Origin of the sequence: Kitasatospora sp. NPDC057015 (assembly GCF_042673745.1) — a bacterium.
Lineage (GTDB): Bacteria > Actinomycetota > Actinomycetes > Streptomycetales > Streptomycetaceae > Kitasatospora.
Map to the genome: position 1 here is coordinate 91,145 of NZ_JBHUSG010000007.1, position 22,393 is coordinate 113,537.

Below are 22,393 nucleotides of genomic sequence, written 5' to 3' on the forward strand. Positions count from 1 at the left end.
ATCCCCCCCCGGTTAAGCTGGTTAATCCAACATTCATCAACCATGCGTAGCCTCCCAGGGCTATCGTCCGATGAGTGTCATCGTCCGACCGGGAGGCGCAACAGCCGTGCAAGGGATCGTGTCGACATCAGGGACCGCGGCGAGCGCCGGCACCTCGGGTGAAGCCTTCCTCCTCGTCGTCGACGACGAACCGAACATCCGCGAGCTGCTCTCGGCCTCGCTGCGGTTCTCCGGCTTCCGGGTCTCCTCCGCCGCGACCGGCGAGGAGGCCCTCGCCGCCGTCGCCGCCGAACGCCCCGACCTGGTCGTGCTCGACGTGATGCTCCCCGACCTCGACGGCTTCACCGTCGTCGAGCGGCTGCGCGAGCAGACCGGCCGGGACCGGATCGCCGGGCCGGCGCACACCGGCGACCATCTGCCCGTGCTCTTCCTCACCGCCAAGGACGGCGTCGGCGACAAGGTCCAGGGCCTGGCCGTGGGCGCGGACGACTACGTCACCAAGCCCTTCAGCCTGGAGGAGCTGATCGCCCGGATCCGGGCGATCCTGCGCCGGGCCGGCGGGCCCGCCGAGGACGGCCGCCTGGTCGTCGCCGACCTCACCCTCGACCCGGTCGCCCACGAGGTCACCCGGGCCGGCGTCCCGGTCTCGCTCTCGCCGACCGAGTTCAAGCTGCTGCACTACCTGCTCGCCAACGTCGGCCGGGTGGTCTCCAAGGCGCAGATCCTCGACCACGTCTGGGCGTACGACTTCGGCGGCGACCTCTCCATCGTCGAGTCGTACATCTCCTACCTGCGCCGCAAGCTCGACTCCGGGCCGAGCCACGGGCCCAAGCTGATCCACACCGTCCGCGGCATCGGCTACGCCCTGCGCCGGCCGCCGCAGAACTGACCGGCCCCGGATGACCCGGCCCGCGCTGCCCCGACCCCGCCTGCCCCGACCCCGGCTGCCGCGGCCCGGCTCGCTGATGTCCCGGCTCTCGCTGCGGGCCCGGCTGCTCGTCCTCGCCCTGATCCTGGTCACCACCGGCCTCGCGGTCAGCGACACGGTCGTCCTCGGTACCGTCCGCCACCAGCTGGAACAGCGCCTGGACGAGCAGCTCCAGCGGGTAGCGGATCCGCTGTCGCACCGCGCGGCCGGCCGCCAGACCTGGGGCGACAAGGGTCAGCCGCCGGCCGTCGCCGGGAAGCGGGCGCAACCGCTGCTGGCCGCGCTGCCGAGCCAGTACACCGTCCTGTACCTGTCCGCCGAGGGCAAGGTGCAGCAGGTCGTCCGCCAGCCGCTCAGCGAGTCCGACCCGGCTCCGGAGCTGGGCCGCCTCGACCCCGTGAGAACCACCCCGCAGGTCGCCTTCGACCTGCCCGACACCCGGGGCCGGGGCAACTGGCGGGCCGTCGTCCTGCCGCTGCAGCGCCAGGCCGTCGGCAGCGAGTTCGCCGCACCGAACGCCTCGTACCTGCTGGTCGCCGTCTCCCGGGAGGAGGTCGACGCCACCGTCGCCAAGCTGCGCACCTCCTTCCTGGCCATCGGCGGGGTCGTCCTGCTGCTGATCGCCGCCCTCGGCTTCTTCGCCGTCCGGGCCGGACTGCGGCAGCTGCGCGGCATCGAGAAGGGCGCCGCCCGGATCGCCTCCGGCGAGCTCTCGCACCGGATGCCCGAGCTCTCCACCCGCACCGAGGTCGGCCGGCTCTCCGCCGCCCTCAACGGGATGCTCACCCAGATCGAGGCGGCCTTCGCGGCCCGCGCCGAGTCCGAGGCCCGGATGCGGCGCTTCGTCGCCGACGCCTCGCACGAACTGCGCACCCCGCTGGCCGGCATCCGCGGCTTCGCCGAGCTCTACCGGATGGGCGCCCTGCCCACCACCGCCGACGTCACCCGCACGATGACCCGGATCGAGAGCGAGGCCGTCCGGATGGGCACCCTGGTCGAGGACCTCCTGGTGCTCGCCCGCCTGGACGAGGAACGCCCGCTCGACCTGGCGCCGATGGACCTGCGCACCCTCGCCGCCGACGCCCTGCACGACCTCACCGCCCTCGACCCCTCCCGCCCGGTCGCCCTCACCGGCCCCTCCGGCCACGGCGCGCCCGGCGCCGCGCCCGTCCTCGGCGACGAGGCCCGGCTGCGGCAGGTCGTCACCAACCTGGTCGGCAACGCCGTCAAGCACACCCCGCCCGGCACCCCCGTCCGGATCGGCGTCGGCACCGCCCACGGCGACTGCCTGCTGGAGGTCGCCGACTCCGGCCCCGGCCTCACCCGCGACCAGGCCGAACGCGTCTTCGACCGCTTCTACCGCGTCGACGCCTCCCGCAGCCGCAACGACGGCGGCGGCGCGGGCCTCGGCCTCGCCATCGCCACCGCCCTCACCCACGCCCACGGCGGCACCCTCACCCTGCACAGCGCCCCGGGCGACGGCGCGGTCTTCCGGATGGAGATCCCGCGCCAGCGGTGACCACCCGAAGGGGTGATCCGGCCCGGACGGCACCCGTCGGCCGGTGATCGTGTGCGACGGTACGGCCACGACCCCGGGGGGTCCCGAGGTCCCGCCCGAGGATGGGGAGCCGTCGTGGACCTGGACGGGGCGTTGTGGCAGGTATGGAAGGCCATGGACGTCCCGGAGGGCTTCCGGGCGGAGGTCATCGGGGAGGCCGTCGAACTGTCGCCCACCGAAGGGGTGCGGCACTTCACCGTCAACCGGCGGCTCCACGGATCCCTGCTCGACCACCTGGGCGGCACCGGCCGTGGTCCCGCGAGCGGCGGCAACGTCATCCACGGCCTCAACGTCCTCGTTCCGGACGTCTTCGTCGCCCCCGACGATCTCGCGGAGTTCGGGGACCCCGACGGCTTCGGCGTCCTGGCCTCCGGTGTGGCGCCGGTCGCCGAGACCGTCTCGCCGGGCAGCGAGAGGCGCAAGCGCGACCTGGTCCGCAAGCACCGCGCGTACGCCACGGCGGGCATCCCGATCTACGTGATCATCGACGACTTCGACGACGGCGGCTCGGTCACCGTGCTCTCCGGCCCCGACCCCGTCAGGGGCAGCTACGCGAGTTCGGTCCGCACCCCGTACGGCGAGGAGGCGATCATCCCGGAGGGGCCCGCCAAGGGTTTCGTGATCGGGCCCGACATCACCGGTGGCCCGCGCTGTGACCGGCGCCGCCCGAAATCTCCTTGCTCCCGACGGCCCGGCAGGGGAGGCTTCGACCCATGTCCGACCATGAGAACAGCAGCTCACGCGGGGTGGAGAACCTCTTCAGCCAGGGCCGGCTGACCACGATCCCCCGCAAGGCGGCCCGCCGCGACCAGCTGCTCAGCCACCTCGCCCAGACCCTCTTCGAGCCCGGCCGGGACTACACCGAGCGCGAGGTGAACGAGGCCCTGCTCACCGTCCACGACGACCACTCCGCCCTGCGCCGCTACCTGGTCGAGGCCCACCTGCTCGAGCGCACCAGGGACGGCAGCAGCTACCGCCGGGCCGGCTGACCGGCCCGCGTCGCCCCTCGAACATGTGAGACCCGGTCAGGGAGTACTCCGAGGGTCACACCCCGTCGAACTCCCCGGCCGCCACGGCCCGTACGAAGACGTTCAGCGCCGCGGGGGCGAAGGTCAGGACCGGGCCGTGCGGGTCCTTGGAGTCACGGACGCGGCCGGGGTTGGCGTCGTCGACCTCGATGCACTCTCCGCCGTCGCCGTTGCTGTAGCTACTCTTCCGCCACCGGGCGGGATGTGCGTCGGAGCTCATTGCTGAATCCTTCCAGTGCTGAACTGATCATCGCCGTGGACTCCTTGGGCGACAGGGCCTGCGCCCTGAGAAGATCGTAGAGCGCCCGTCGCTTCGCGACAGCCTTCGGGTCGTCGATGAGCGATCCGGACCGGCTGCCCTCCTCGTACGCGATCTCGGACCGGTTGGGCAGTGTCAGCAGGGTGAGTGAGCCGCCCATCTCGGAGTGTTCCCCTGCCGTGTACGGCAGGACTTGGATCGTCACGTGCAGCAGCTCGCCCGCGGCCAGCAGTGTGCCCAGTTGCTCCCGCATGACGGTCGGGCCGCCCACCGGCCGGTGGAGGGCGACCTCGTCCGTGATGAACCAGTAGCGCGGCGGGTTCGGTCCGTGAAGTCGCTCCTGCCGCCTGAGTCGTGCCGCCAGCCTGTCGGCGATCTCGTCCGTGGTGGCGAAGGGGTCGCCCGCGCGCAGCATCGCCTCCGCGAAGGCCGGTGTCTGGAGCAGCCCGTGAATCGTGACGGTGTAGCTCTCGTGGAGTGCGGCGACGCCGGCCAACTCCATCTGTCGTCGATACCTGTCCGGGAATTCCTCCCGTCGAGCCAGCGGGTAGAGCTTGGCGAACAGGCCGTCCGTCCCGAAGGCCGCGTCCAGGCGCTCGGAGAGGCCCTCGGGCGGGGCGGACTCCGCCGTCTCGATGCGCGACAGATGGGCCTTGGAGAAGTTCAGAACGTCGGCCAGTCTCGCCAACGACATCCCGTCCGCTCTCAGGCGGTGGCGGCGGATCTCGGCGCCGTAGAGGTCCCGGGCGGATCGTTCCGGGTGGAGGTCACGTCCCTTGAAGACCATCCGGTGGCTCCTTCGTGTTCCCCGTCCGGTCGTGGAACACGGTCGGACTTCCCCAGGGTAGCTGCGCAGGGCGACGCTTGGAGTACAGACGGTGATGGCCGTCAAGTACTGCCAGGAGCAACGATCATGACGAGCACTCAGCCCGGCGTCGACGAACCGGCCCCCGACCCGCTGAACGACCGGCAGCTGGCCGACTGCCGCTGCCCGCGGGACTGCGGGGGCCGGCCCGAGGCGGGGCTGAGACTCGTCAGCCCGTACCCGCAGGTCCCGCCGTCCGGCGGCGGGGTGCGGCCGCCCGTCGATCCGTACGTTCCCCGCAGGGTCGGGGAACTGGTCCGGGACGCTCTCAACGGCAGGCCGGGGGTCTTCATGGGGCGCCTCGGCAACGCGGTCTTCCTCCGGCCGGTGTCCGGCGGGGTGGAGTGGGACGTCGAGCCGCGGTGGATCGATGGCCCGCACGTCTGACCGGGACGGTCCCGGAGGGCCCGGGGGCGTCGGCCTCTGCGTGCCGGGCGCCGCGGCCGGCCTCCTCCTGGAGCTGGGGGCCGAGGTGTGGTCCTGCCGCGCTCACCATCTCTGCGGCCGGCTGCCGCCGGATCCCCACCGTCAGGTGGCCGCCTGGGCGGCGCTCGGTACGGCCCGGCGCTGGGGCGCGCACTTCCCGTCCGGGCGGTTCTGGGGCTGCTGGGGGAGTGCCGCCGTGGCGACGGGCGGGCGGTGTCAAGCGCCTGATCGTCCAAAACGTCCGCCGGGGCCGACCGGCTGCTGATTGTGGGGCGCGGAGGCCGCTGCGCACACTGGCCGGGACAGCGGCAGGGCAGGGGCAGGGAAGCAGCGACGGCGAACCCGGGCGCGCCTGCCCCGCGCCCGGCCCGCGCGCGCCCGACCGTCCGCGTCCCGGTCGTCCCCCGGGTGCTTCGCCGGGTGCTCCATCGAGTGCTTCACCGGCTACCCCCACCCCCCTTGCGGCAGCTCCATAAGTATGATGGATACTGCCCTTGTGAATGTATTCACGTTCACAAGCGGACAAGCTTGCGTGGCAACGTGATGCTCTGTCGCTATAGATGAAGTTTGTCCGCTATGTGATCAAAAGGAACCCTGCCGGAGAGAGGGCGAAGTGGACCTAGCAGTCGCTCACGAGACCATTGCGCGGTGGCAGTTCGGCATCACCACCGTCTACCACTACCTCTTCGTCCCGCTGACGATCAGCCTGGCGTCGATCGTGGCCGGGCTGGAGACAGCCTGGGTGCGGACGGGCAAGGACAAGTACTTCCACGCCACCAAGTTCTGGGGCAAGCTCTTCCTGATCAACATCGCGATGGGCGTGGTCACCGGCATCGTGCAGGAGTTCCAGTTCGGGATGAACTGGTCCGACTACTCGCGCTTCGTCGGTGACGTGTTCGGCGCCCCGCTCGCGATGGAGGCGCTGATCGCCTTCTTCTTCGAGTCGACCTTCATCGGGCTGTGGATCTTCGGCTGGGACAAGCTGCCGAAGAAGCTGCACGCCGCCTGCATGTGGATGGTCGCGATCGGCACCGCCCTCTCCGCCTACTTCATCCTGGCGGCGAACTCCTGGATGCAGCACCCGGTCGGCTACGAGATCAACCCGGCCACCGGCAAGGCCCAGCTCAACGACATCGCGCGGGTGCTGTTCCAGGACACCGCCGTGGTCGTCGTCCTGCACACCCTCACCGCGGCCTTCCTCACCGGCGCGGCCTTCGTGATCGGCATCTCCTCCTTTCACCTCTGGCGGGCCAAGCGCAAGCCCGAGAACGCCGACCCCAAGCGGACCGCCGTGATGCGCACCTCGCTGCGGCTCGGGCTCGTCCTCGCGGTGATCTTCGGTCTGGGCAGTGCGCTCAGCGGCGACGAACTGGCCAAGGTCATGTTCAAGCAGCAGCCGATGAAGATGGCGGCGGCCGAGGCGCTCTGGGAGACCCAGGACCCGGCGCCCTTCTCGATCTTCGCCGTCGGCAACGTCAACGACGGGCACAACTCGGTCGAGCTGGAGATCCCGGGGATACTGTCCTTCCTCGCCAACAGCAACTTCAGCTCCCCGGTGCCGGGCATCAACGACACCGCCGCCGCCGAGGCCGCGAAGTACGGCGGCGACCCCAAGGACTACATCCCGAACATCTTCGTCACGTACTGGGGCTTCCGCCTCATGATCGGCTTCGGGATGACCTCCTTCGTGGTCGGCCTGCTCGGCCTCTGGACGACCCGGAAGAGAAGATTCCTGGCGCCCGAGCACCGCACCGCGGACGACGAGGTGCCGAAGCTGATGCTCACCCCCGAGCGCGAACTCGGGCCGTTCCTCACCCGGTGGAGCTGGCGGATCGGCATCGTCACCCTCGGGTTCCCGCTGATCGCCAACAGCTTCGGCTGGATCTTCACCGAGATGGGCCGCCAGCCGTGGGCCGTGTTCGGGCTGATGAAGACGGCCGCCGCCGTCTCGCCGAACGTCAGCGTGACCACCCAGGTGATCGCCCTCAGCACCTTCACCCTGCTGTACGCGATCCTCGCCGTGGTCGAGGTGAAGCTGCTGGTCAAGTACGCCAAGGCCGGCCCGGACACCGCCGAGCTGCCCCCGGCGAAGGACCCGACGCTGCGCGGACCGTCCTCCGACGAGGACGCCGACAAGCCCCTCGCCTTCGCCTACTGAGGACAGAGAGACCATGGAACTCCACGACGTCTGGTTCATCCTCATCGCCGTCCTGTGGATCGGCTACTTCTTCCTCGAAGGCTTCGACTTCGGCATCGGCATCCTCACCAAGCTGCTGGCCCGCGGCACCGCCGAGCGCCGGGTCCTGATCAACACCATCGGGCCGGTCTGGGACGGCAACGAGGTCTGGCTGCTGACGGCCGGCGGCGCCACCTTCGCCGCTTTCCCCGACTGGTACGCGACGCTGTTCAGCGGCTTCTACATCCCGCTGCTGGTGATCCTGGTCTGCCTGATCGTCAGAGGCGTGGCCTTCGAGTACCGGCACAAGCGGGACGGCGAGCGCTGGCAGCGCAACTGGGAGCACGCGATCTTCTGGACGTCGCTGATCCCGGCCTTCCTGTGGGGCGTCGCGTTCGCCAACATCGTGGCGGGCGTCGACATCGACCAGCAGAAGAACTACACCGGCACCCTGTGGGACCTGCTCAACCCCTACGCCCTCCTCGGCGGGCTGGTGACGCTGTTCCTCTTCACCTTCCACGGCGCGGTGTTCGCCGCCCTCAAGACGGTCGGCGACATCCGGGGCCGGGCCCGGACGATGGCCCTCCAGCTGGGGCTGGCCACGGCCGTCCTCGCGCTGGTCTTCCTGATCTGGACGCAGGCCGACAGCGGCGACGGCTGGAGCCTGGCCGCGCTGGTGATCGCGGTGCTGGCCCTGGTCGGGGCGCTGGTGACCAACCAGCTGGGCCGCGAGGGCTGGGCGTTCGGCCTCTCGGGGCTGACCATCGTGGCCGCGGTGGGGATGCTCTTCCTGGCGCTCTTCCCCGACGTGATGCCCTCCACCCTGAACCCGGAGTGGAGCCTGACCGTCAGCAACGCCTCGTCCTCGCCGTACACGCTCAAGCTGATGACGATCGTCGCCGCGATCTTCACCCCGATCGTGCTGCTCTACCAGGCCTGGACGTACTGGGTGTTCCGCAAGCGGATCGGCGTCCAGCACATCCCGGGGCACGACCCGGCCGCCGCGCTCGACCAGCCGTAACGTTCCCCGGCCGCCGCGCTCGACCAGCCGTCACGTTCCCCGGCCGGTCGTAGCGCCGTCCGCACCGCCAAGGAGAACCGTCGTGAAGCCCGTCGACCCCCGCCTGCTGGGGTACGCCCGCACGACCCGCGCCTTCCTCGCGGGGTCGGTGATCCTCGGCGGGGCGGGCGCCGTCCTGGTGGTGGCGCAGGCGAGCCTGATCGCCGAGATCGTCGTCCGGGGCTTCCAGCAGCGGGCCGGGCTCGACCAGCTCACCGGCCCGCTGCTGCTGCTCGCCCTCACCGCCGCTGGTCGGGCGCTGGTCGCCTGGCTGACCGAACTGACCGCGCACCGCTCGGTGGCCAGGGTGAAGTCCACCCTGCGCCGCCGGCTGGTCGACCACGCCACCGCGCTCGGGCCGGTCTACCTCGCCGGCCGGCGCACCGGCGAGCTCACCACCCTCGCCACCCGGGGCGTCGACGCCCTCGACGACTACTTCGCCCGCTACCTGCCGCAACTGGCGCTGGCCGTGGTGGTGCCGGTCGTCGTGCTGCTGCGGATCGTCGGCGCCGACTGGACCTCCGCCGCGATCATCGCCGGGACGCTCCCGCTGATCCCGCTCTTCATGGCCCTGATCGGGATGGCCACCCAGGCCCGGATGGACCGTCAGTGGGCGGGGCTGTCCCGGCTCTCCCACCACTTCCTGGACGTGGTCGCGGGCCTGCCCACCCTCAAGGTCTTCAACCGGGCCAAGGCCCAGGCCGAGACGATCGGCCGGATCACCGCCGACTACCGCCGCGCGACCCTGCGCACCCTGCGGATCGCCTTCATCTCCTCCTTCGCGCTGGAACTCCTCTCCACCCTGTCCGTCGCCCTGGTCGCCGTCTCGATCGGCTTCCGGCTGGTCGACGGGACGCTCGACCTGGAGACCGGCCTGCTCGTGCTGATCCTCGCCCCGGAGGTCTACTTCCCGATCCGGCAGGTCGGCGCCCTCTACCACTCCAGCGTCGAGGGCCTGACCGCCGCCGACGAGATCTTCCAGGTCCTGGAGACCCCGCTCCCGGCCGCCGGCACCACCCCGGCCCCGGCCCTGGCCGGCGCCACCCTCACCGTCACCGGCCTCACCGTCACCCACCCGGGCCGGAGCACGCCCGCCCTCCAGGACGCGGCCCTCACCCTCGCCCCTGGCACCACCACCGCCCTCACCGGCCCCAGCGGCGCCGGTAAGAGCACCCTGCTCGCCGTCCTGCTCGGCCTCACCGCCCCGGACGCCGGCACCGTCACCGTGACCACTCCGGACGGGACCGCCCACCACCTCGCCGACCTGGACCTCGCCACCTGGCGCCGCCAGATCGCCTGGGTCCCCCAGCACCCCCACCTCTTCGCCGGCAGCATCGCCGACAACGTCCGCCTCAACACCCCCGACGCAACCGACGACGCCGTCCGCACCGCCCTCGCCGCCGCCCACGCCCTGGACTTCACCACCCGCCTCCCCCAGGGCATCCACACCCCCCTCGGCGAGGGCGGCACCGGCCTCTCCGCCGGCCAGCGCCAACGCCTCGCCCTGGCCCGCGCCCTGCTCGCCACCGACCGCCCCCTCGTCCTGCTCGACGAGCCCACCGCGAACCTCGACGGCGAGAGCGAGGCCGCCGTGGTCGCCGCCGTCCGCACCCTCACCACCGACCCCACCCGCACCGTCCTCCTGATCGCCCACCGCCCCGCCCTCCTGGCAGCAGCCGACCACCACACCCACCTGAGCACCCCCACCACCCCCACCACCCCCACCACCCGCACCCATCTCCCCACCCCCACCACCCGCACCCACCTCCCCACCCCCACCACCCGCACCCACCTCCCCACCCCCACCACCCCCCTTCCCCCCACCCCAACCAGCGAGAGGGTCGGGCTGCGCGAGGGGGCGGCGGACGGGGTGGGCACGGAGGGGGGCGTGGTGCGCGATTATCCGACTGCCAACGGTGAGGACCCGGCACACGAGGGTCGGCAGTCGGATAATCGTGCAGCCCCCCGTAGTGCCCACCCCGGGAGCCGCCCCCGCACCCACCCACCCGAGAGCACCCCCAGAGCACCCCGCCTCACCGCAGCCACCACCCTCGGCACCGCCGCCCTCCTCTGCGCCGTAGCCCTGATGGCCACCTCCGGCTACCTCATCTCGTACGCCTCCGAGATGCCCCCGGTCCTCTACCTGATGATGGCCGTCACCGCCGTCCGCGCCTTCGGCATCGGCCGCAGCGTCCTGCGCTACGCCGAGCGGCTGGTCTCGCACGACGCCGTGCTCCGCACCCTCGGCACGCTCCGCACCGCGGTCTACCGCCGGCTGGAGCAGCTGGCCCCGGCGGGCCTGCCGGCCTACCGCCGCGGGGACCTGCTCTCCCGTCTGGTCGCGGACGTCGACGCGATCCAGGACCACTACCTGCGCTGGCGCCTGCCGGCCACGATCGCCGGCGCGGTCTCCGTCGTCTCGGCGGTCGCCCTGGGGCTGTTCCTGCCCGCCGCCGGGGTGGTCCTCGCGATCGGCCTGCTGCTGGCGGGCGCGGTGGTGCCGGCGCTCGCGGCCCGCTTCTCCGGCCGGACGGAGCGACAGCAGGCGCCGGCCCGCGGCGAGCTCGCGAACACGGTGGTCGACACCTTCACGGGCACCGCCGAGCTCACCGTCTCGGGCGCGCTCGCCGGCCGGCTGGCGGCCGTCCGGGCGGCCGACGCGGCGCTGACCGCCCTGGCGGCCCGGTCGGCCGCGACCACGGCGCTCGGCGCCGGCCTGGTGTCGCTGCTGACCGGCCTCACGGTGACGGCGGCGGCGGCCGTCGGTCTGCGCGGGGTGGCCGACGGCACCCTGGCGCCGGTCTGCCTGGCGGTGGTGGTCCTGCTGCCGCTCGCCGCGTTCGAGGGGGTGGCGGGCATGCCGCTCGCCGTCCAGGCGCGGGGGCGCAGCAGGGCGGCGCGGGCTCGGCTGGCGGACGTGCTGGACTCCCCGGTGCCCGTCACCGAGCCGGCCGCTCCGGCGGGGCTGCCCGCCGAGCCGCTGCCGATCGCCGTCCGGGCTCTGAGCGCCCGGCACCGGGGCCAGGAGCGGGACGCGGTCGGCGGGGTCACGCTCACCCTGGCACCGGGCCGTCGGATCGCCGTGGTGGGGCCGTCGGGGAGCGGCAAGAGCACGCTCGCGCTGGCGCTGCTGCGGTTCCTGGACCGGACGGGCGGGACGGTCACGCTGGCCGACGGTCGTCCACAGGCTGTGGACAGTGCCGAGCTGGCCGGCGACGACGTCCGCCGGGTGATCGGTCTCTGCGCGCAGGACGCGCACGTCTTCGACAGCTCACTGCGCGAGAACCTCCGGCTGGCCCGACCCGACGCCACCGAGGAGGAACTGCGCGCGGCGCTGCGGGCGGCCCGGCTGCTCGACTGGGTGGAGACCCTGCCGGCGGGGCTGGACACCATGGTCGGCGAGCACGGCGGGCGGCTCTCGGGCGGCCAGCGCCAGCGTCTCGCGCTGGCCCGCGCGCTGCTCGCGGACTTCCCCGTGCTGGTCCTGGACGAGCCCGCCGAGCACCTCGACCTCCCCACCGCCGACGCCCTCACCGCCGACCTGCTGGCGGCGACCGCCGGTCGGACCACCCTGCTGATCACCCACCGGCTGGCCGGCCTGGCCGCTCCGGGGGCCGTCGACGAGATCCTCGTCCTGGACCGGGGCCGGGTGGTCGAGCGCGGCGGCTGGGCCGAGCTGACCGCCGACCCGGAGAGCCGGTTGCACGCGATGTGGCAGCGCGAGCGCGCGGCCGACGGCCTGCTCCTGCTCGACGCGCCCTAGCCCCTCCCCCTCGCCGCGCCCGCCGTCCCCCTTGCCCCTCCCCTCCCCACCCCTCCCCACCATCCCCTCGCCACCATCCTCTTGCCTACCGTCCGACGCGCCGGATCCGCCATCCGCCCAGCAGTCCAAATCCGCCCAAACTAGGCTCGAAGCATGGCGCGCACCCCGGACTCCCCCGACCAGCACGACGACCGCGCCCAGGGCGGTCCCGCCCCCGCCGGGCCTCCCCCGAGCACCCACCGCGTACCCGAGATCGCCTCGCTCGGGCTGGACACCCTGGTCACCGAGGTCGCCGAGCGGCTGCAGTCGGCCGCCGCCGTCACTGACCGGATGCAGCGGCTGCTGGAGGCCGTGGTCTCCGTCGGCGCCGGGCTGGACCTGCACGCCACGCTCCAGCGGATCGCGATCGGGGCGGCCGAGCTGGTTGACGCCCGGTACGCGGCGCTCGGCGTGATCTCGCCCACCGGCCACGGGCTGGCCGACTTCATCCACGTGGGGGTGGACGAGGAGACGGCCGCCAGGATCGGTGAGCTCCCGGCCGGCCGGGGAATCCTGGGGGCGCTGATCGACCGGCCCGAGCCGTTGCGGCTGACCGATCTGGCGGAGGACCCGCGCTCCGCCGGGTTCCCGCCGCACCACCCGCCGATGACCTCCTTCCTGGGGGAGCCGATCCGGGTGCGCGGCGAGGTGTTCGGCAACATCTACCTGACCGAGAAGACGGGCGGCGGCGCGTTCACGCCCGAGGACGAACAGGTGCTGCACGCGCTGGCCGCCGCGGCCGGCGTCGCGATCGAGAACTCCCGGCTCTACGAGGAGGGCCGGCGGCGCGAGCGGTGGATCGCCGGGGCGAACGCGGTCACGACGGCGCTGCTGTCCACCGACGAGGCGCAGGTGGCACTGACCGTGGCCGCCGAGCAGGTCCGCGGGCTGGCGGGGGCGGCGCTCGGGATGATCCTGCTGCCGACGGGGGACGGGCAGCTGCGGGTCTCGCACGCCTCCGGGGAGGCGGCCGAGTTCGTCACCGGGGAGCTGGTGCCGCAGAGCGGGTTCGCGGCCAGGCTGCTGGCGGGGGAGAGCGTCTACCTGGACGACATGTCCGGGGATCCCACGGTGGAGATCAGGCTCGCCCGCACCTTCGGGCCGTCGATGGCGGTGCCGATGGTGGCCGCCGGCCGGGTGCTCGGCGCGCTGGGGGTGTGGCGCAGCAAGGGCGCGGCCTCGTTCACCGATGCGGAGAAGCAGCTCGCGCAGACCTTCGCGTCGCAGGCGGCGCTGGCGCTGCGGCTGGCCGAGGGCCAGCGCGACCAGCAGCGGTTGGCGGTGTTCCAGGACCGCGACCGGATCGCCCGGGACCTCCACGACCTGGTGATCCAGCGGCTGTTCGCGACCGGCATGATGCTGGAGAGCGCCGCCCGGCGGGCGGTGGTGCCGGAGGTGCAGACCGGCATCGGCCGGGCCGTCGACGAGCTGGACGCGACCATCCAGGAGGTCCGCACCACCATCTACGCGCTCCAGCACGACGGGCAGGGCGGCGACGAGCCGGACACCCTGCGCACCCGGGTCCTGCGCGAGGGCAGCCAGGCCGCGGCCGCGCTGGGGTTCAAGCCGTCGGTGGCCTTCACCGGCCCGGTGGAGAGCCTGGTCGGCGAGAAGGCAGGTCGTCAACTGTTGGCCGCACTAAGGGAGATGCTCTCCAACACGGCCCGCCACGCGCGGGCGTCCCGGGTGCGGGTGGACGTGGACGCCACCGTCCACCTGGACGACGAGGGCCACCCCGTCCCGGGTGATCCGGAGTCGCTGGAGCGGTCCGGGCGCCCGGGTGTCCTGCTGTCCGTGACGGACGACGGGGTGGGCATCCCGGCCGGCGGCCGGCGGAGCGGGCTGCGCAACCTGGCCCGCCGGGCGGAGGCGCTGGGCGGGGACGCCTGGCACGAGCCCGGGCCGTACGGCAAGGGCACCTCGGTGCGCTGGACGGCTCGGCTCTGACGACGTCGCAGGCAACGCGAGGTGTGCACTTGGTGAAAGTTTAACGAGGGAGAACTTCCCGGCCAACGGAGCAAGTTGTGTATTTGCTGCCCTTCCTGTGCGCTCGTGTGCACACATAGTTTTGCTCCGTCTCGCTTATCGGACGGGGGGAGCAGTGGACGCGTCGGCCCGTGGTCGCGCCGTATCGCCAGGTTTAGGCAAAGCAGGACCGAGGGGTGGGTTCCGGGCCGAACGCGGGCCCGACGGGCGGTACCGGTGGCAGCTGAAGGCGTCGAACGGACGGCTCGTGGCGGTGTCACCGGCCGCGTTCGAGACGCCGGCCGAGGCCGAGCGGAGCTTCGAGAGCCTGCGGACCGCCGCGCCGGAACTGGTGGCCCGGATCACCCATGTCCGGGACGGCATCGGCTGGATCTGGGTCGTCCCCGGCACCCGCGGACTGCCCGAGATCCGCTCCAGCCGGCCGTACGAGCGGTACGCGACCTGCCAGAACGCCTTCCGGAGGTTCGTCGTGTTACTCGCCAAGCTGGCCGAGCCGGCGGTCGAGCCCGCCGAGCCGCCCGAGCCGGCCACCGCGCCCGAGCTGGCCACCGCGCCCGAGGCTGCGAAGTCCGAGGTTCCGAAGTCCGAGGTCGCGGAGCAACTCCCGCCGGAGATAAGACGGTTGAGACCCTCCGATGCCCGCTGAGCCGCGCGGACCACGGCTGCTGACCGTGCACGGCGCGGACCGCGGGGTCGGCTGGTCGATGCGCGCCGCCAACGGCCGGCAGCTCGCCGTCGGTGCCCGCGCCTACCGCGGTGAGGTCGAACTGTCCGCCGCGATAAGACAGTTGCTCATCGAGCGGGCGGCCCTGCGGTGCACCGTCGGCCAGTCCGAGGCCCGGCTCTGGGTCTGGACGGCCTACCTCCCGCCGCGCAGCACCCGGCCGGGCGCCGAGGAGGCCGAACCGATCGCCCGCAGCGCCCGCGGCTACCTGCGCCGCGACCAGTGCCAGGGCGGCGTGGACAGCTTCCTGGCCGCCCTCCAGACGCTCGGCCGGGAGCTCCGCCGCAGCGGCCAGGGCGACCGGTGGCCCTGGTGAATCAAAGGTTTCCGGCAAGGTCCCGAACCGCCACCGAGAGAAGAACGTCGCCGGGCCGACGGCCTCTCCACGCCCCCCTCCATTGCCCCCGCCACCTGCCCGGACGCCCGTGCGCCGTCCGATGCGCCGGGCGCCGCCGCCGGCCGGCCGGGCCTTCCGGGAGTCCCGCCCGGGCCGACAGGATCAGGTCTGCCGGAGCGGCCGCCGCGGACTCCGGCCCCGGGCCTCATCAGGGCCCCGGGTAGCGATGTACGTCTCTCCCACCGGAGGAATCGGAACATGCGCAAGACCGCTGCCAAGCTGCTCACCGCCGCCGCCCTCGCGACCTCGCTCGTCTCCATTGCGAGCGGCACGGCGATGGCCGACCCGTCCGTCGTCCCGGCCACCCAGGACATCGTGGGCGTCGGCTCGGACACCACGCAGACCGTTCTGAACCAGTTCTCGACCGACTACAACGCCTACCTCACGGGCCTGGGCGACACCACCTCCCCGCGCCTCTACAGCTTCGACGCGACGGGCTCGGCGAACATCACCGCCAAGGCCGGCACCACCGCCTTCGCCCGCCCGAACGGCTCCGGCGCCGGCATCACCGCGCTGAACCAGACCAGCCCGACCGTCCTGCCGATCGACTTCGCCCGCTCCTCGCGTGCGCCGCAGACCGGCGACCTGGCCACCGACATCTTCGTCGGCTTCGCCAAGGACGCGGTCACCTGGTCGGCCAAGTCGACCGGCAGCAACGCGCCGGCCAACCTGACCACGCTCGACCTGAAGAACATCTACAACGGCACCTACACCACCTGGAGCCAGATCACCGACATCACGGGCTACACCGGCCCGAACGTCACGATCAAGCCGTACCTGCCGCAGGCCAGCTCCGGCACCCGCTCCTTCTTCCTCAAGGCCATCGGCGTCACCACCCTGGGTGCGAACGTCGTCACCGGCCCCGAGGAGAACGAGGGCACCGACGCCGCCCTCAACGACGCCAACGTGATCTTCCCGTACTCGGTCGGCCACTACGTCGGCCAGGTCTACGGCGGCCACTCCTCCGGCACCGACGCGGCCGGCGTGCTGAGCCTGCGCTCGATCAACGGTGTCGCCCCGCTCACCGCGAGCAACACGATCAACCCGACCTTCGCCAACCCGACCTACGGCCGCACCCTGTACAACGTGGTCCGTAACGCCGAGTGGACCGCCGCCACCACCAAGGGCACCGCCCTGCGCAACATCTTCGGCACCAGCGGCTGGATCTGCACGAACGGCGCCGCCGACATCGCCAGCTACGGCTTCCTGACCATCGGTGGCTGCGGCAGCACCACGCACATCTGATCGACCACCACGCACATCTGATCCACCGTCACACACTCGGCGGCCGGGGGCAGCACGCCCCCGGCCGCCGGGCCGACCGGCGACTTCCGCACCACTCGGGACCAGGGAGCCAGACGATGCGCACGACCGCCGCCAAGCTGCTCACCGCCGCCGCCCTCGCCGCCTCGCTGCTCGGTGCGGCGACCGGCACCGCAGTGGCGGACCCGCCGGTGGCGCCCCCCGCCAACAGCATCGTCGGAGTCGGGGTCCGGGTCACCCAGGCCCTCTACGGCCAGTTCTCCACCGACTACAACGCCCAGCTCACCGGAGCGGGGGACACCACCTCGCCCCGCCTGTACAGCTGGGACGCCGACGGCTCCGCGACGATCGTGCCCAAGGTCGGGGCCGGCTCCGTCCCCCGTCCGCGTACCTCGGACACCGGTCTGCAACTGCTCGACACCACCACCGCCGCCACGGTGGACTACGTCCGGAGCGACCGGGGCCCGCAGGCCGGTGACCCGGTGTCGGACCTCTTCGTCGTCCTCGCCAAGGACGCGGTGACCTGGTCGGCCAAGGCCGCCGGGGGCAACGCCCCCGCCAACCTGACCACGGCCGACCTGAAGAACATCTACAACGGCGTCTACACCACCTGGGACCAGATCACCGACATCGCGGGCTACGCCGGCCCGCACGTGGCGATCAAGCCGTACCTGCCGCAGACCGGCTCCTCGACCCGGGCGTTCTTCCTGAAGACGATCGGCGTCACCACCCCGGGCGCCAACGTCCTGGTCGGCCCGCAGGAGGACGAGGGCACGGACGTCGCGTTCAGCGATCCGAACGTGGTCTTCCCCTACTCGGTGGGCCACTACGTCGGCCAGGTGTACGGCGGCCACGCCACCGTCACCGACGCGCCCGGCTACCTGAGCCTGCGCTCCGTCAACGGCGTCGCGCCGATCACCCCGACCCACACGGTCAACCCCGCCCTCGCCGCCGGCCCGTACGGCCGGACCTTCTACTCCGTGGTCCGGGTGGCGGAGTGGAACGCCACCGACGCCCACGGCGCCGCGCTGCGGAACATCTTCGGACCCGGCGGCTGGATCTGCACGGCCGGCCAGGCCGACATCCGCAGCTACGGCTTCCTGACCGTCGCGGCCTGCGGCGGCACCACGCACAGCTGACCCTCGCGCTCGTCGCCCGGTCTCCGCCGGTACCGCACCTGCCGGGCCGAACCGGTCCCGTACCCGCAACCACCGCCCAGGGGGCACCATGCGCACGACCGCAAGCAGGCTGCTCGGCGCCGTCGCGCTCGCGACGGCACTGGTCTCCGGGGTCACCGTGGACGCGGTGGCCGACCCGCCCGCCCTGCCGCCGGCCACCGCCGTCGTGGGCTTCGGGGGGCAGACCACCCAGGGTGTGCTCGACCGGTTCTCCACCGACTACAACGCCTACCTGGCGGGCCTGGGCGACACCACCTCGCCGCGGCTCTACAACTGGGACTCCGAGGGCTCGGCGCAGCTCACGACCAAGGTGGGGGCCACGCAGCTGAGCCGGCCGGGCGTCGCGGTCAGCGTGCTCGCGCTCGACCAGTACACGCACTTCACGGTGGACTTCGTCCGGGTGGAGGCGCTCCCCGCCGACCTCCCCGGCTACGTCGTGCCCGACGCCACCTTCGTGCGCTTCGCCAAGGACGCGGTGAGCTGGTCCGCCCCGGCGGGAGGCAACGCCCCCGCCAACCTGACCGCGGCGGACCTGAGGAACATCTACAGCGGCGTCTACACCACCTGGAACCAGATCACCGACATCCCGGGCTACGTCGGGCCGAACAGTGTGATCAAGCCGTACCTGCCGCAGGTCGGCTCCGGGATCCGAGCGGTCTTCCTCAAGGCCATCGGATCCCCGCTGCTCTCGCCCGCCGTGGTCGCCGCCACGGACGACAACGAGGGCACCGCACCGGTGTTCAGCGACCCGGACGTGATCTTCCCGTATTCGGTGGGCCACTGGATCGGCCAGGTCTACGGCGGCCACACCACCACCGCGGACGCGCCGGGCCCGCTCACCGTTCGCGCGGTGAACGGCGTCGCCCCGCTGACCGCCGCGCACACGATCAACCCGACCTTCGCCAACGCGACGTTCACCTACGGCGCGTTCGGCCGGTACGTCCACAACGTGGTCCGCGCCGCCGAGTGGTCCGCGACCGACGCGCACGGCATCGCGCTGCGGTCCGTCTTCGGACCGAACGGCTGGATCTGTACGAACGGGGCCGCCGACGTCCAGAGCTACGGCTTCCTGGCGCTGCCCGCGAACGCGTGCGGCACCGTCTCGCCCCACTGATCGTCCGTCAGCACCGCCTGACGGCAAGGGTCGGACCCGGCCGCCGCTCCACGGCGGCCGGCCGTCCCGCTGCTCCACCCCGCCCAGTGCGCATCCCAAGGAGACCAGCATGTCCCGCACCAGCGTTCGCCTCGCCGCCACCGCCGCCACCGCGGTCCTCGCCGTCACCGGTCTGTCCGGCGCGGCCGCCGCCGACACCACCCCGGCCCCGGCCACCGCGGCGAGCGGCAGCGTGGTGGTCCACGAGAGCACCGCGTTCATCCAGCAGACGGCCGCGGCCGGCGTCGTGGTGGTCCCGCTCCCCGCCGGCCAGCCCGGTTACGACAGCGCCACGGGCTTCTCGGCGACCTTCCCGGCCACCGGCGGCGACGCCAACCTGCAGGCCTACTACGACAAGATCGACCTCGGCGGCGGCCTGCTGTTCGTCAACCTGTTCACCGGCAAGACCGCGATCTTCAAGCAGCTGGCCTTCCAGGCCGACACCTGGAAGCTCACCGGCGTGCCGCTCGGCGCCACCGCCCCGGTCAACCTGCTCACCCCGGCCGGCGACAACCAGATCGGCCGCACCGGCACCACCCAGACGCTGGAGGCCTCGGACCTCAAGGTCGACGCCGAGGGCGCCCAGTACGTCGACGGCAAGCTGAACACCACCTTCTTCCAGGGCGGCCAGTCCATCGGCTCGCTCTCGATCACCTTCACCCCGGCCGGCTGACCGACGCCTCCGGCAGCCCGCTGGCTGCCGCCGCGGTGCCGAGGTGCGGACCCACGCGTGCTCCCGCGTGGGTCCGCACCGCCGTTTCGAGCAACTTGCTTGAAAAGTGAGCGTGTTGTGGCCTCGTACATCCCGCCGACCGGATCCGGCCATCTCCGGATGGCCGAATAGGTACGCACCGAGACCGTTGGTCCGTCCGCTCAACTGTCCTTCACCCGCGCACTGTTGCTGCGCATTCGCACGGAGGTGCCCGCCATGAGAGTCCGCCTGCCAGACCCGAGACACCAGGGGTGGTGGCGGAGGAGACTGCCTGCGCTGGCGCTCGCCTGGGCCGTGGTCGCCACGCTCTCGCTGCTGCCCCTGGGCTTCGGGCCGGCCACCGAGGCGCGCGCGGCGGCCGGGGTGACCGTGGAGGGGCCGGAGATCTGGATCCCGGCCACCGGGACGTACGGAGCGAAGGGCCAGGTCTCGGTCTCGCACGGCAAGAACCTCACCAACGAGGTCGTCCAGGTCTCCTGGAGCGGCTTCACGCCCACGGTCAACTGGGACGGCACTCCCGCGGCCACGGCTGTGGAGTTCAACCAGCAGGTGATGTACGCGGTGCGGATCTACCAGTGCCGGGGCACTGATCCGAAGCCGACCGACTGCTACGGCAACACCATGTACGGAGGGGATCCGGCCCTCGGCTTCGAGCAGGAGACCCGCCCGCCGGGCACCACCACTCCCGACTTCCCCTCCAACCACCGGATCGCGGTGACCGGCCCGGACGGCTCCGGCACCGCCGGCTTCGAGGTCTGGACCTCTCGCCAGAGCACCTCCCTGGGCTGTGACGCGACCCACCCCTGCTCGATCGTGGTGGAGCCGAACTACGGCGGCGACCCGCTCGACTGGCTCAACCGGCGCGGTGGGGCCGCGGACTGCTCGGACCACTCGATGGACATGGACTTCGAGACCGACAACGCCACGGACATCGTGTACACGGGACGGTCCAACCCGAACACCAACCACCAGACCGGTGAGCAGTGCGCCTGGACGCACCGTGCGGTCGTCCCCCTGGAGTTCGCTCCGACCGCCGACGACTGCAAGGCCGCCCACGCCGACTTCACCGCCGCCGGACTGGAGATGGCCAACCGGGCCATGCAGCAGTGGCGGGCGGGTCTCTGCGCGGGGACCGCACCGATCAGCCTGCAGTACACCTCCGCCGGTGGCGAGCCGCAGGCCCGGGCGGACTTCCTCGGCGGCGCGGGCGCCGACGTGGCGCTCACGGCGAGGCCGGACCGGGCAGCCGCGCCCAGGCCCTACGTCTACGCGCCGTTGGCGACGACCGGCATCTCGGTGGTCTTCCTGCTCGACGATCCGGTGACCGGAGCGCAGATCCGCAACGTTCGCCTCAACGCGCGGCTGTTGGCCAAGATGCTGACCCAGTCCTACCGACTGGGCAACGGTGACCTTCCGTCGGTTGCGGACAACCCGGTCTGCATCTTCGCCGACCCCGAGTTCCTGAAGCTGAACGCGGAGGCCACCGCCGCTGGGCTCCACTGGCCGGCCTGCGGCGATGCCACGACGCCCGTCGTGCTCGGTGGCACCACGGACCTGGCCCACCAGGTGACCTCATGGATCGCAGCCGACCCGGAGGCCGCACAGTTCCTCCAGGGCTCCCCCGATCCGTGGGGCATGCACGTGGACACCTTCTACATGCGGCCCAAGTACGAGGGCTACCCGACGGAGGCGTTCCAGCCGCAGGACTTCTCCGGGGTGGTCGGCGCGACCGACGACCGGAGCAAGTGGAAGATGTACGAGTGGAACCCGCTGCTCGGCGGGCTGGGCCAGGTGGGCCGCAATCTCCTGCAGTTCCAGAGCACGGCGCTCTCGACCGTCGCCGACGGGAGCGGCAACCACCCGAAGATCCCGCCGCAGATCATCGGTGGGCGCACCCTGTTCGGCATTCTCGACGCCGGCCAGGCGACGGCGTTCGCCATGCCCGAGGCGGCCCTGCGGAACCCGGCGGGTGACTTCGTGACGCCGAGCCTGGGTTCGTTCCAGGCGGCTCTCGCCGACATGCCGGTCGATCCGCTCACCGGCACCCAGCAGCTGCCGTACGGGGTGTCCGGCACCGACTTCGCCAAGGACCGGGCCGCTTACCCGTTGACCACCGTGCAGTACGCGATGGTGCCGACCGCGGGCCTTCCGGCGGCGAAGGCGACCGCCCTGTCCTCCTTCCTCGGGCGCGTCACCGACCAGGGCGAGGGCCAGGTCTACGGCACCAACCCCGGGCAGCTCGCACCCGGCTTCCTCGGGCTGACGTCGGCCCAGGTCGCCCAGGCGAAGGCCGCCACGACCCACGTGGCCGCGCAGGACAGCGCACTTCCCGGCAACCAGACCGCCCCGCCGGTCACCGGCGGCGGCACCACGGGCGGTACCGACTCCGGCGCCGGAGCGGGTACGACCGCGTCCGGCGGCGACACGCAGTCCGGTACGACCTCGGGCGGCGGCACCGGCACCGACTCCACCACCGGTGGCGGCCTCGGCACGACGGACACCGCGGGAGCGGCCGGCGGTACGCCCGGCGCCCCCGCCACCGCCCCCGCGAAGGCCGGCGCCGCGACCCCCGGAGCCTCCCCGGGTGCCACGCCGCTGACCGCCGCCCCCGTCGCCGCGGGCAGGCCCGCGCCGGACCGGGCGGGGACGGCGCGGCTGCTGCTGCCCGTCGCGCTGATCGCCGGCCTGGTGCTGCTGGTCGGCGGGCCCGCCGCGCTGGTGCTGGGCGGCACGTCCGCCGGCGCGCGGATCGTGGGCGGCCTGCGCACCGGCTGGGCCCGGCTGCGCCGGGGCGGGAGCTGACCGTACGTCCGGCGGGGCCCTGACCGGGCCCCGCCGGGCGGGTGCCGGCCAGCCGGCCCGCAGGCATGACCCTCCT

The 22,393-nt window shown here is 72.6% G+C and carries 18 protein-coding genes; 16 read left to right on the forward strand and 2 right to left on the reverse strand.

What is annotated here, in order from left to right:
- Positions 1 to 118 precede the first annotated feature (118 nt).
- The 4 genes from ACFTWP_RS09300 to ACFTWP_RS09315 all read left to right on the forward strand — a co-directional run bounded on the left by ACFTWP_RS09300 (position 119) and on the right by ACFTWP_RS09315 (position 3,475).
- Positions 119 to 889, forward strand: a complete 771-nt coding sequence (locus ACFTWP_RS09300; RefSeq protein ID WP_380263636.1) for a response regulator transcription factor — start codon at positions 119 to 121, stop codon at positions 887 to 889.
- Positions 890 to 899: 10 nt separating this feature from the next.
- Positions 900 to 2,447 carry a sensor histidine kinase gene (locus ACFTWP_RS09305; RefSeq protein ID WP_380263637.1) on the forward strand — a complete coding sequence of 516 codons (1,548 nt, stop codon included), beginning with the start codon at positions 900 to 902 and terminating at the stop codon, positions 2,445 to 2,447.
- A gap of 114 nt (positions 2,448 to 2,561) precedes the next feature.
- On the forward strand, positions 2,562 to 3,263 hold the full coding sequence (locus ACFTWP_RS09310; protein WP_380263638.1) for a Uma2 family endonuclease: 702 nt from the start codon (positions 2,562 to 2,564) through the stop codon (positions 3,261 to 3,263).
- The gene (locus tag ACFTWP_RS09315) at positions 3,200 to 3,475 is read left to right on the forward strand and encodes a DUF2087 domain-containing protein (protein WP_380263639.1); all 276 of its coding nucleotides are present in this window, start codon (positions 3,200 to 3,202) and stop codon (positions 3,473 to 3,475) included. Before ACFTWP_RS09310 ends, ACFTWP_RS09315 begins: the two co-directional genes overlap by 64 nt.
- 55 nt (positions 3,476 to 3,530) lie before the next feature.
- Here the strand turns inward: ACFTWP_RS09315 and ACFTWP_RS09320 are convergent, their stop codons facing one another.
- Together ACFTWP_RS09320 and ACFTWP_RS09325 are read right to left on the reverse strand one after the other, a co-directional pair.
- A complete protein-coding gene (locus ACFTWP_RS09320; RefSeq protein WP_380263640.1) occupies positions 3,531 to 3,734 on the reverse strand; it encodes a DUF397 domain-containing protein in 204 nt (67 codons plus the stop codon).
- The gene (locus ACFTWP_RS09325; protein ID WP_380263641.1) at positions 3,694 to 4,560 is read right to left on the reverse strand and encodes a Scr1 family TA system antitoxin-like transcriptional regulator; all 867 of its coding nucleotides are present in this window, start codon (positions 4,558 to 4,560) and stop codon (positions 3,694 to 3,696) included. Before ACFTWP_RS09325 ends, ACFTWP_RS09320 begins: the two co-directional genes overlap by 41 nt.
- Positions 4,561 to 4,686: 126 nt before the next feature.
- On the opposite strand from ACFTWP_RS09325, the gene ACFTWP_RS09330 reads away from it, so the two are divergent.
- The 12 genes from ACFTWP_RS09330 (at position 4,687) to ACFTWP_RS09385 (ending at position 22,317) form a co-directional block, all read left to right on the forward strand.
- Positions 4,687 to 5,025 (forward strand): hypothetical protein, encoded by a 339-nt coding sequence (locus ACFTWP_RS09330; protein WP_380263642.1) that lies wholly within the window; start codon positions 4,687 to 4,689, stop codon positions 5,023 to 5,025.
- 652 nt (positions 5,026 to 5,677) lie between these two features.
- Positions 5,678 to 7,222 carry a cytochrome ubiquinol oxidase subunit I gene (locus ACFTWP_RS09335; protein ID WP_380263643.1) on the forward strand — a complete coding sequence of 515 codons (1,545 nt, stop codon included), beginning with the start codon at positions 5,678 to 5,680 and terminating at the stop codon, positions 7,220 to 7,222.
- A 13-nt stretch (positions 7,223 to 7,235) separates the two neighbouring features.
- Positions 7,236 to 8,261 carry a cytochrome d ubiquinol oxidase subunit II gene (gene cydB / locus ACFTWP_RS09340; protein WP_380263644.1) on the forward strand — a complete coding sequence of 342 codons (1,026 nt, stop codon included), beginning with the start codon at positions 7,236 to 7,238 and terminating at the stop codon, positions 8,259 to 8,261.
- 82 nt (positions 8,262 to 8,343) lie between these two features.
- Positions 8,344 to 12,063 (forward strand): thiol reductant ABC exporter subunit CydD, encoded by a 3,720-nt coding sequence (gene cydD / locus ACFTWP_RS09345; RefSeq protein ID WP_380263645.1) that lies wholly within the window; start codon positions 8,344 to 8,346, stop codon positions 12,061 to 12,063.
- Between the two features lie 153 nt (positions 12,064 to 12,216).
- Complete coding sequence (locus ACFTWP_RS09350) at positions 12,217 to 14,049, forward strand: GAF domain-containing sensor histidine kinase (protein WP_380263646.1); 1,833 nt, start codon at positions 12,217 to 12,219, stop codon at positions 14,047 to 14,049.
- A 154-nt stretch (positions 14,050 to 14,203) separates the two neighbouring features.
- Positions 14,204 to 14,734 (forward strand): DUF1508 domain-containing protein, encoded by a 531-nt coding sequence (locus ACFTWP_RS09355; protein WP_380263647.1) that lies wholly within the window; start codon positions 14,204 to 14,206, stop codon positions 14,732 to 14,734.
- Complete coding sequence (locus tag ACFTWP_RS09360) at positions 14,724 to 15,128, forward strand: hypothetical protein (RefSeq protein ID WP_380263648.1); 405 nt, start codon at positions 14,724 to 14,726, stop codon at positions 15,126 to 15,128. The genes ACFTWP_RS09355 and ACFTWP_RS09360 overlap by 11 nt, the downstream gene beginning before the upstream one ends.
- 279 nt (positions 15,129 to 15,407) lie before the next feature.
- Complete coding sequence (locus ACFTWP_RS09365; RefSeq protein WP_380263649.1) at positions 15,408 to 16,454, forward strand: substrate-binding domain-containing protein; 1,047 nt, start codon at positions 15,408 to 15,410, stop codon at positions 16,452 to 16,454.
- 116 nt (positions 16,455 to 16,570) lie between these two features.
- Positions 16,571 to 17,611 carry a substrate-binding domain-containing protein gene (locus tag ACFTWP_RS09370; RefSeq protein WP_380263650.1) on the forward strand — a complete coding sequence of 347 codons (1,041 nt, stop codon included), beginning with the start codon at positions 16,571 to 16,573 and terminating at the stop codon, positions 17,609 to 17,611.
- 88 nt (positions 17,612 to 17,699) lie between these two features.
- Positions 17,700 to 18,764 (forward strand): substrate-binding domain-containing protein, encoded by a 1,065-nt coding sequence (locus ACFTWP_RS09375; protein WP_380263651.1) that lies wholly within the window; start codon positions 17,700 to 17,702, stop codon positions 18,762 to 18,764.
- A 109-nt stretch (positions 18,765 to 18,873) separates the two neighbouring features.
- Positions 18,874 to 19,476, forward strand: coding sequence for a hypothetical protein (locus ACFTWP_RS09380; protein ID WP_380263652.1), 603 nt, complete (start codon positions 18,874 to 18,876; stop codon positions 19,474 to 19,476).
- Positions 19,477 to 19,731: 255 nt separating this feature from the next.
- Entirely contained in the window at positions 19,732 to 22,317 is a 2,586-nt protein-coding gene (locus ACFTWP_RS09385) for a hypothetical protein (protein WP_380263653.1), read from the forward strand.
- Positions 22,318 to 22,393: the final 76 nt, after the last annotated feature.

What these genes read in the sequence shown, in the direction of transcription:
- ACFTWP_RS09305 (WP_380263637.1), top strand. Translation starts at nt 900, where the DNA reads ATGACCCGGCCCGCGCTGCCCCGACCCCGCCTGCCCCGACCCCGGCTG.
- ACFTWP_RS09315 (WP_380263639.1), top strand. Translation starts at nt 3,200, where the DNA reads ATGTCCGACCATGAGAACAGCAGCTCACGCGGGGTGGAGAACCTCTTC.
- ACFTWP_RS09320 (WP_380263640.1), bottom strand. Translation starts at nt 3,734, where the DNA reads ATGAGCTCCGACGCACATCCCGCCCGGTGGCGGAAGAGTAGCTACAGC.
- ACFTWP_RS09325 (WP_380263641.1), bottom strand. Translation starts at nt 4,560, where the DNA reads ATGGTCTTCAAGGGACGTGACCTCCACCCGGAACGATCCGCCCGGGAC.
- ACFTWP_RS09330 (WP_380263642.1), top strand. Translation starts at nt 4,687, where the DNA reads ATGACGAGCACTCAGCCCGGCGTCGACGAACCGGCCCCCGACCCGCTG.
- cydB (WP_380263644.1), top strand. Translation starts at nt 7,236, where the DNA reads ATGGAACTCCACGACGTCTGGTTCATCCTCATCGCCGTCCTGTGGATC.
- ACFTWP_RS09350 (WP_380263646.1), top strand. Translation starts at nt 12,217, where the DNA reads ATGGCGCGCACCCCGGACTCCCCCGACCAGCACGACGACCGCGCCCAG.
- ACFTWP_RS09360 (WP_380263648.1), top strand. Translation starts at nt 14,724, where the DNA reads ATGCCCGCTGAGCCGCGCGGACCACGGCTGCTGACCGTGCACGGCGCG.
- ACFTWP_RS09365 (WP_380263649.1), top strand. Translation starts at nt 15,408, where the DNA reads ATGCGCAAGACCGCTGCCAAGCTGCTCACCGCCGCCGCCCTCGCGACC.
- ACFTWP_RS09370 (WP_380263650.1), top strand. Translation starts at nt 16,571, where the DNA reads ATGCGCACGACCGCCGCCAAGCTGCTCACCGCCGCCGCCCTCGCCGCC.
- ACFTWP_RS09375 (WP_380263651.1), top strand. Translation starts at nt 17,700, where the DNA reads ATGCGCACGACCGCAAGCAGGCTGCTCGGCGCCGTCGCGCTCGCGACG.
- ACFTWP_RS09380 (WP_380263652.1), top strand. Translation starts at nt 18,874, where the DNA reads ATGTCCCGCACCAGCGTTCGCCTCGCCGCCACCGCCGCCACCGCGGTC.
- ACFTWP_RS09385 (WP_380263653.1), top strand. Translation starts at nt 19,732, where the DNA reads ATGAGAGTCCGCCTGCCAGACCCGAGACACCAGGGGTGGTGGCGGAGG.